The 8,375-nt window shown below is 75.0% G+C and carries 5 protein-coding genes; 3 read left to right on the top strand and 2 right to left on the bottom strand.

Going from position 1 to position 8,375, the window contains the following annotated elements:
- Positions 1–49: 49 nt before the first annotated feature.
- Positions 50–1,516: an NCS2 family permease gene (locus tag AA75_RS14710; RefSeq protein ID WP_033820446.1), complete on the bottom strand. Its 1,467-nt coding sequence runs from the start codon at positions 1,514–1,516 to the stop codon at positions 50–52.
- Positions 1,517–1,769: 253 nt separating this feature from the next.
- Here AA75_RS14710 and AA75_RS14705 point away from each other — a divergent pair, with 253 nt between their 5' ends.
- From AA75_RS14705 to AA75_RS14695, 3 genes are all read left to right on the top strand, one after another.
- Positions 1,770–2,081 carry a DUF2530 domain-containing protein gene (locus AA75_RS14705; RefSeq protein WP_033820445.1) on the top strand — a complete coding sequence of 104 codons (312 nt, stop codon included), beginning with the start codon at positions 1,770–1,772 and terminating at the stop codon, positions 2,079–2,081.
- 168 nt (positions 2,082–2,249) lie between these two features.
- On the top strand, positions 2,250–4,748 hold the full coding sequence (locus tag AA75_RS14700) for an HAD-IC family P-type ATPase (protein ID WP_082526509.1): 2,499 nt from the start codon (positions 2,250–2,252) through the stop codon (positions 4,746–4,748).
- A 13-nt stretch (positions 4,749–4,761) separates the two neighbouring features.
- A complete protein-coding gene (locus tag AA75_RS14695) occupies positions 4,762–5,043 on the top strand; it encodes a hypothetical protein (protein ID WP_033820444.1) in 282 nt (93 codons plus the stop codon).
- Here AA75_RS14695 and AA75_RS14690 read toward each other — a convergent pair.
- Positions 5,007–8,297: a sacsin N-terminal ATP-binding-like domain-containing protein gene (locus AA75_RS14690; RefSeq protein ID WP_033820449.1), complete on the bottom strand. Its 3,291-nt coding sequence runs from the start codon at positions 8,295–8,297 to the stop codon at positions 5,007–5,009. The genes AA75_RS14695 and AA75_RS14690 overlap by 37 nt on opposite strands.
- Positions 8,298–8,375: the final 78 nt, after the last annotated feature.

The following is an 8,375-nucleotide window of genomic DNA, read 5'->3' as shown; positions in this document are numbered from 1 at the left end:
CCCGGCAGGCGGGGGCGGGCCCGTACCGTGCGGCCGGGCGGCCGGGCGGTCAGTCCAGGCCGAGGGCCGGGAGCATGTAGTAGAAGGCGAAGACCGCCGCGACCACGTACATCGCGACCGGGACGCTGCGCCAGCGGCCGGCGGCGGCCCGCAGGATGCAGAAGGTGATGAAGCCGATGCCGATTCCGTTGGTGATGGAGTACGAGAAGGGCATCATCACCATGGTCAGGAAGGCCGGGACGGCGATCGTGTAGTCCGTCCAGTCGATCTCCGTGATGGAGTTGGCCAGGATCAGGAAGCCGACCGTGACCAGCGCCGGGGTGGCCGCCTGGGCGGGGACCATGGTGGCGAGCGGGGTGAGGAAGAGCGCGACCAGGAAGAGCGCGCCCGTGACGATCGAGGCGAAGCCGGTGCGGGCGCCCTCGCCGACGCCGGCCGTGGACTCGACGAAGCAGGTGTTGGCGGAGGAGGAGGTGACGCCGCCGGCCGCGGTGGCGATACCGTCGACCATCAGGATCCGGTTGATGCCGGGCAGGTCGCCCTTCTCGTCCAGCAGGTGGGCCTCGTCGGCGACGCCGAGGATGGTGCCCATCGCGTCGAAGAAGCACGACATCAGCACGGTGAAGACGAACAGCACCCCGGTCAGCGCACCGACGTGGGAGAAGCCGCCGAGCAGGCTGACCTGGCCGACCAGGCCGAAGTCGGGCGCGGCCACCGGGTTGCCGGGCCAGGCCGGGACGGTGAGGCCCCAGGCGGCGCCGGGCAGGTCGGCGAGCTGCTGGATGACCACCGCGACGCCGGTCATCACGACGATGCTGATCAGGATCGCGCCGGGCACCTTGCGGATCAGCAGGACGAGGGTGAGCAGCAGCCCGAGCACGAAGACCAGGACCGGCCAGCCCAGCAGGTGGCCGTTGCTGCCGAGCTGCAGCGGGACGGTGGTGTGGGCGGCGTCCGGGATGCGGCTGACGAAGCCGGAGTCGACCAGGCCGACCAGGCAGATGAACAGGCCGATGCCGATGGCGATGGCCTTGCGCAGCCCGAGCGGTACGGCGTTCATGACCCGTTCGCGCAGCCCGGTGGCGACCAGGACCATGATCGCGAAGCCGGCCAGGACGACCATGCCCATGGCGTCGGGCCAGGTCATCCGGGGGGCGAGCTGCAGCGCCACGATGGTGTTGACGCCGAGGCCGGCGGCCAGGCCGATCGGGACGTTGCCGATCACGCCCATCAGCAGGGTGGTGAGTCCGGCGGTGAGCGCGGTCGCGGTGACCAGCTGGGCGCTGTCCAGGTGGGTCCCGTTCATGTCCACGGCGTTGGCCAGGATGATCGGGTTCAGCACCAGGATGTAGGCCATGGTGAAGAAGGTGGCGACGCCGCCGCGGATCTCGCGCGACAGGCTGGAGCCACGGTCGGAGATCTTGAAGAAACGGTCGAGGGGGCCGGTCTGGTGGTGCGGCGCCTTCGGGGCGGGCGTGGCGTCCGACGCTTCGGTCGAGTCGGCCAGCGGAGGCATTCGGGTGTCCTCGTCGGGTGGGGGCGGAGGAGGAGGGGGCACCCGAGCGACGTCGGCCGGGTGGGCCGGGGGCCTTGGCGCTCGCGCCTGGAAGGCGACCCGCCGGGAGCCGACCCGGAGTCCCAAGTATGAGTTCCCGGATCGCGCACGCGCCATCTTCGCGCGTAGAAGAGACCCCTTACGGTCGTACCCGGTCGCCACGGCACCCCCCGCCTCTGCCGTGCCCCCACGCCTCACCCGTACGCTAGGGCGCATGCCGAAGACCCCGCTGCACCCCTCCCCTCCGCCGCTGGAGGCCAACGACGTCGCGATCGTCGGCGGCGGCACGGTGTTGTGGTTCCTCGGCTTCGTGGTGCTGCTGCCGTTCCAGGGCGCGCTCTCCGACCACGGCCACGGCTCGTGGCCCTGGATCTGCCTGTCCGGCGGCCTGCTGGGCCTGATCGGCCTCTGGTACTGCATCTCGCGGCGCAACGCCATCCGGCGCAGCCGCGCGGCGGCCGAGGGGACGGAAGGGGCCGGCCCGGCCGGGACGAGCGCGGCCGCCCCCGGGGACAACCACGGCTGAGCCGGGCCGCCACCCGGTTGGCCCGAATCGCCCCACAGTGGGGCGCAACGGGCAAATCACCCCCCTAGAGTCGGTGCCATGACGCACCCCGGGGAAGACCACTCCGATGCCGGGTCCGACCCCGGGTCCGCTGCCGGGAGCGCCTCACCGGCCGCCCGGTCGGCCGCGATGGCCACGCCCGGCGCGGACCTGCCCGACCCCGACGGCCCCGGCCCCGACGGCCCCGGCCTGCCGGACTCCCCGGCGTCCGGCCCGCAGGCGTCCGGTCCGCAGCTGCCCGGCGCGCACGCGACCGGGCCGCGGCCGGCCCGGGCCCCGGGGCTGACGGAGGCCGAGGTCGCCGAGCGGGTGGCCCGCGGCCAGGTGAACGACGTCCCGGTCCGCTCCAGCCGCTCCACCCGGGAGATCGTCCGGGCCAATGTCTTCACCCGGTTCAACGCGATCATCGGCGTGATGTTCGGGATCATCCTGGTGGTCGGACCGATCCAGGACGGCCTGTTCGGCCTGGTCATCGTCGCCAACACGGCGATCGGCATCGTCCAGGAGCTGCGCGCCAAGAAGACCCTGGACAGCCTGGCGCTGATCGGCGAGGCCAAGCCGCAGGTCCGGCGCGACGGCGCCGCCCGGACGGTGCCGACCTCCGGGATCGTGATCGACGACACCGTGCTGCTCGGCATCGGCGACAAGGTGGTGGTGGACGGCCGGGTGGCCGAGGCGGACGGTCTGGAGATCGACGAGTCGCTGCTCACCGGCGAGCCCGACCCGGTGCTCAAGCACCCCGGCGACGAGGTGATGTCCGGCAGCTTCGTGGTGGCCGGCGCGGGCGCGTTCACCGCCACCAAGGTCGGGCGCGAGGCGTACGCGGCGCAGCTGGCCGAGGAGGCCAGCCGGTTCACGCTGGTCCGCTCCGAGCTGCGCAGCGGGATCAACGACATCCTGCGGTTCATCACCTACCTGCTGATCCCGACCGCGATCGGGCTGGTCGTCAGCCAGCTGGCGGTGGAGGGCAACGACTGGCGGGAGGCGGTGCGCCGGATGGTGGCGGGGATCGTCCCGATGGTGCCGGAAGGGCTGGTGCTGCTGACCTCGGTGGCGTTCGCGATCGGGGTGATCCGGCTCGGCCGCCGGCAGTGCCTGGTGCAGGAGCTGCCGGCGATCGAGGGGCTGGCCCGGGTGGACACGGTCTGCCTGGACAAGACCGGCACGCTGACCGAGGGCGGGATGGACGTGATCGAGCTGCGGGCGCTGCGCCGGGCGGACGGGGAGCCGGGCGAGGAGCCGGCGGTGCTGCAGCAGGCGCTGGGCGCGATGGGCGGGGCCGACTCCCGGCCGAACCCCAGCATGCAGGCGGTGATCGACGCGTACGGCCCGCCCGGGGACGGCGGCTGGCGGGTGCTGGAGGCGATGCCGTTCTCCTCGGCCCGCAAGTGGAGCGGGGTGCAGCTGCTGGAACCGCAGGGGACCGAGGCGAGCTGGCTGCTGGGCGCGCCGGACGTCCTGCTGCCGGCCGGGGACCCGGTGCTGGCCGAGGTGGACGAGCTGGGCGCCAAGGGCCTGCGGGTGCTGCTGCTGGGCCGCACCCCGTCCGCGCTGGACGGACCGGATCCGGCGGCCGCCCTGGAACCGCTGGCGCTGCTGGTGCTGCAGCAGCGGCTGCGCGACGACGCGGCGGACACCCTGCGCTACTTCGAGGGCCAGCAGGTGCGGGCGAAGGTGATCTCCGGTGACAGCGCCGTCTCGGTGGGCGCGGTGGCCGCGCACCTGAGCCTGCCCGGCGCCGAGCACCCGGTGGACGCCCGGACCCTGCCCGCGGGGCAGGAGGAGCTGGCCGAGGTCGCCGAGCGGACCTCGGTGTTCGGGCGGGTGACACCGCAGCAGAAGCGGGAGCTGGTCGGGGCGATGCAGTCGCGCGGCCACACCGTGGCGATGACCGGTGACGGTGTCAACGACGTGCTGGCGCTGAAGGACGCCGACATCGGGGTGGCGATGGGCACCGGCTCCGACGCGACCCGGGCGGTGGCGCAGATCGTGCTGCTGGACGACCGGTTCGCCACGCTGCCGTCGGTGGTGGCGGAGGGCCGCCGGGTGATCGGCAACATCGAGCGGGTGGCCACCCTGTTCCTGGTCAAGACGGTGTACTCGGTGCTGCTGGCGCTGCTGGTGGTGTTCACCAACGTGCCGTACCCGTTCCTGCCGCGGCACTCGACGGTGCTCTCCACGCTGACCATCGGGGTGCCCGCGTTCTTCCTGGCGCTGGCGCCGAACAACGAGCGGGCCAGGACCGGCTTCGTGCGGCGGGTGCTGCGCCTGGCGGTGCCGGGCGGGGTGATCGCGGGTACCGCGACCTTCACGGCGTACATGCTGGCGCGGGCCGACCACACGAGTGATCTGAAGGCGGACACCAGTGTGGCGACGCTGACGCTGTTCCTGGTGGCGATGTGGGTGCTGGCGATCGTGGCGCGCCCGTACACCTGGTGGCGGTTGCTGCTGATCGGGGTGATGGGCGGGGCGTTCGCCCTCGTGATGGTGGTGCCGTGGCTCTCGGACTTCTTCCAGCTGTCCCTGGAAGGGACGCGTGACGCCTGGATCGGGGTAGGTATCGCGGTGGTGGCGGGCCTGCTGCTGGAAGTGGTCTGGCGGGTGGTGGTCCGCCGGACGGACGCCTGAACGGGGGGCCGGGGTGGCACGCAGGGGCGGGGAGTTGGAGGCGTTCATCGCCTTCGGGGCGGGCGGGACGGCCGCACTGGCGCTCTGGCTCGCCCTGCGCGGCGCGGCCCGGCTGGCCGGCCTGCCGCACCGCGGGGTGCTGCTCGTGCTGTCGGCCGCCGGGGCCGGGTGCGCGGTACTGGTGTACCGCGCACTGCGGGCCCCGGAGGCCGCGAGGCAGGCCAGGGACCTGTCCTCGCTACGGCAGTTGAAGGAGCGTCAGGATTCGAAGTCGCGGGCGGCCAGCAGCTCGTAGGCCCGGTCGGGCTCGGTGAGCGCGGCGAGGACCTCGAACCGGCGGTGCCACTGGCCGACCGACCAGGCGAGGCCCGCCGCCAGGCCCTCGGGGGTGGCGGCATGCAGCAGCCCGGGGACCGGCGGCACGTCGAACTCGTCGTCCTCGTCGGCCGCTTCGGCGTCCTCGGGGTCGTAGGGCAGCTCGGGCGCCGGGGCCGCGGTGTCCCAGCGCCAGTGCACGGCGGCCTCCTCGCCGTCCGGGCCGACCACCAGCAGCTCCTCGTGCTCCTCGTACCCGGCGGGGCAGCCGGGCAGCAGCTCGCGGACGACCGCGGGCACCCGGTGCAGGGTGCCCTCGGAGAGCACCCGGCCGCCGGCCACCTCGCTGGCCAGCGAGACGTGCAGCCGCTCGGCGAGGTCGGCGGCATACGCGGGGTCGACCGGCAGGACCGGGTGGCCGTGCAGGAGTTCGACCAGGTCGGGGGCGTCGCCGACGACCGCATCGGCGGCGTCCACGATCACCGTGGCGTCCCCGCGCCGGCCGGTCTCCTCGTCCAGCGCGGTGAGCGCCCGGACCACGTCCAGCGCCTCCACCTGCTCGGCCGGCAGCTGGGCCAGCGCGGTGTAGATGCCGTGCAGCTGGCGGTGGGTGACCTGGGAGGCGGGGTCGGTGAGGCGGTCGAGCAGCTCGTCCGGGCCGTGCGGCTCGGCGAGCAGCGCGGCCAGCGTGGTGCGCACCCCGAGGGCGTGCAGGAACTGCTCGTCCAGGGTGGTGCGCGCCTCGTCGTACAGGCCGCGCAGCAGCGGGTCGGCGCCGGCCGCGCGCAGGCCGGCCGGCTCGCGGCCGTCCAGTACCGGGTGGTCGCGCAGCCACCAGGCGGTGTACGGCGGCAGGTCGGTGTAGCTGCCGTCGGGCAGCAGGGTGCGGACCGGGTTGACCACGGCCTCGCGGTAGGGCGGGCGGGCCAGCAGGGCGAGCGCCTCGGGCCAGGCGGCGTCGTCGACCAGGTCGAGGTCGCGGACGGCGAGCAGCTCGGCGGCGACCGGTGGCACACCGAGACCGGCGTCGTCGGAGTGCAGGGCCTCCAGCACGTCCTCGCACCACTCGGCGAGCCCGTCCGGGGCCTCATCCAGCAGACCGGTCGGGCGGCCGCCGGCGGCGTGGCCGGCGGGGGCGGTCGGGTCCAGGCGCTCCAGGTCGTCGGGGTCGAGCACGACGTCCTCGGCGCGCACCAGCGCGAAGGTGGCGAGCACCCCGGCGGCGGCCAGCACCTCGGGGCCCCAGCGCTCCAGCAGGTCGTCGTCCACGTAGCCGGCGTCGTCCTCGCGGGCGAGGGCGGCGAGCGGGCTGTCGGGGAGGATCAGCTCGCCGGCCCGGGTCAGCTCGCCCTCGTCGTCGGGCAGCGCGAGCCGGGCCAGCCAGGGGTGGCCGCCGGGGGTCGTGTCGGCGGCCTTGACCAGGGCGAGCACGGCGTCGGCGAGGTCGACCGCGGCGTCGAAGTCGTCCTCGCCGACCTCCATCGAGCGGGCCACCGCGGCCCGGACCTCGGGGGTGTCCAGGACGCCCGCGGGGGTGGCGGTGGCGGCGCCGAGCCTGGCCAGCAGCGGGTGGGCCGCGTCCGGGTGGGCGAGGCGGAGGTCGAGCAGTTCCAGCGCCTCGGCGAGCGCCTCGGGGTAGCCCTCGTACCCGGCCCACTCGGCGGGGTCGGAGGGCAGCAGCACCCGGCGCGGACCGGTGACGGTCCGGCCGTCGGCCAGCGGGACGGGGAGCGCGCCGAGCGACTCCGGGTCGGCGCCGCCGAGCGCCGCGTACAGGTTGCGCCACCAGGCGGGCTCGCGGTCCAGGCCGCCGAGCTGGTCGACCACCTCGGCCAGCGGCACCCGGCGCACGGCGAGGGCGCGCAGCTCGCTGCGGCGCTCCAGCCCGGCCGGCAGCAGGCCGGGGAAGATCGGGGCGAGCGCCTCGACCACCAGGTGGTCGGCACCCTCCAGCAGGGTGGCGTCGCGCGGGCGCAGCGCCGGGGTGCCCTCCTCGACGGCGCCGGGGTGCGGCAGGAACGGGGTGGCGGGCAGCCGCTGCAGGATCGCGGTGCGCAGCGCGTTGTCCAGGGCGCCCTGGCCGAGCGGGCCGGGGACCAGGCCGAGCGAGCCGAGGTCGGCGCCGCGGCCGCGCAGCAGGTCGGCGTAGGCGTCGGCGGCGCGTTCGGTGAGGAAGTCGGTGAGCGGCCCGGGGGCGACGTGGCGGCGGGTGGAGTCCAGCGGGTACCCGGCGATCAGCAGCGCGGGGACGCCGAGCGGCTCGTCGCTGGGGGTCGGGGCGTGCACCACGGGGGTGGTGCGGGGCGGCTGCGGGGTGCCGTCGGCGGTGACCGGCACGGCCCAGGTCACCGACCAGTACGGGCGGGCGCGCTCCTCGGTGGTGCGGTCGGCGAGCAGCGCGGGGTCGAGGCCGCCGGAGCGGGCGACCAGCTGCCAGCGGGCCTGCCGGTCGCCGTCGGTGATGGTGACCTCGGTCAGGCCGTCCGGCCGTGCGGTGGCGGCGGAGCGGGTCAGGGTGCGCACGCCGTCCGGGGTCTCGACCACGATCTCGGCGAGGCCGGGCAGGGTGAGCAGCAGGGCGTCGTCGATCTCGGCGAGCAGCCGGCGGGTGAGGTCCTCGGCGGCGGCGTCGCGCAGCGGCAGCACCACCACGGTGTCGTAGCCGTCGGGGGCGGCGCCCTCGGCGGGCAGCGGCAGGCGCAGCAGCGGGACGTGGCCCTCGCGGCGGCGCAGTTCCCCGGCCAGTTCGGGGCGGGCGTCGGCGAGCGCGTGCGCCTCGGTGAGCGACCAGCGGACACCGCCGTGGGCGCCGAGCACGGCGGGTTCGTCGCTGACGGCGAGGACGGCGGAGAAGCCGACGCCGAACCGTCCGACCGCGTCCTGGCCGTCGGCGCGCTTGGCGGAGGCGCGCAGGGTGGACAGCGACTCGACGGCGGTGGCGTCCAGCGGGGCGCCGGTGTTGGCGGCGGCGAGCACGCCCTCGTGCAGGGTCAGCCGGAAGCGGCCGGGGCCGTGGCCGGCGCGGGCGGCGGCGTCGGCGGCGTTCTGGGCGAGTTCGACGACCAGCCGGTCGCGGTAGCCGCCGAGGGCCAGTTCCTCCTCCGCGTTGGCGTCCTCGCGGAACCGGGCGGGCGCGGCCGCCCAGGCGTCCAGGACCCGCCGTCGCAGTCCGGCCGTGTCGAACACGTCCGCCGCCTGTCCGTCCGTACCACTGCCGATGATCCGAGACTCCACCGCGACCTGCCGCCTTCCGCCGAGCTGCCGTGCGTACGGACGCATTCTTCCCTGCCGGACCGTCACCGCGGACCACGG

It is taken from the genome of Kitasatospora sp. MBT63, assembly GCF_000710465.2.
GTDB lineage: Bacteria > Actinomycetota > Actinomycetes > Streptomycetales > Streptomycetaceae > Kitasatospora.
This window is presented reverse-complemented; position numbering and strand designations above follow the sequence as displayed.

Excerpts from the sequence above, each read along its gene's own strand:
- AA75_RS14710 (WP_033820446.1), bottom strand. The coding sequence starts at position 1,516 with ATGCCTCCGCTGGCCGACTCGACCGAAGCGTCGGACGCCACGCCCGCC.
- AA75_RS14705 (WP_033820445.1), top strand. The coding sequence starts at position 1,770 with ATGCCGAAGACCCCGCTGCACCCCTCCCCTCCGCCGCTGGAGGCCAAC.
- AA75_RS14700 (WP_082526509.1), top strand. The coding sequence starts at position 2,250 with ATGGCCACGCCCGGCGCGGACCTGCCCGACCCCGACGGCCCCGGCCCC.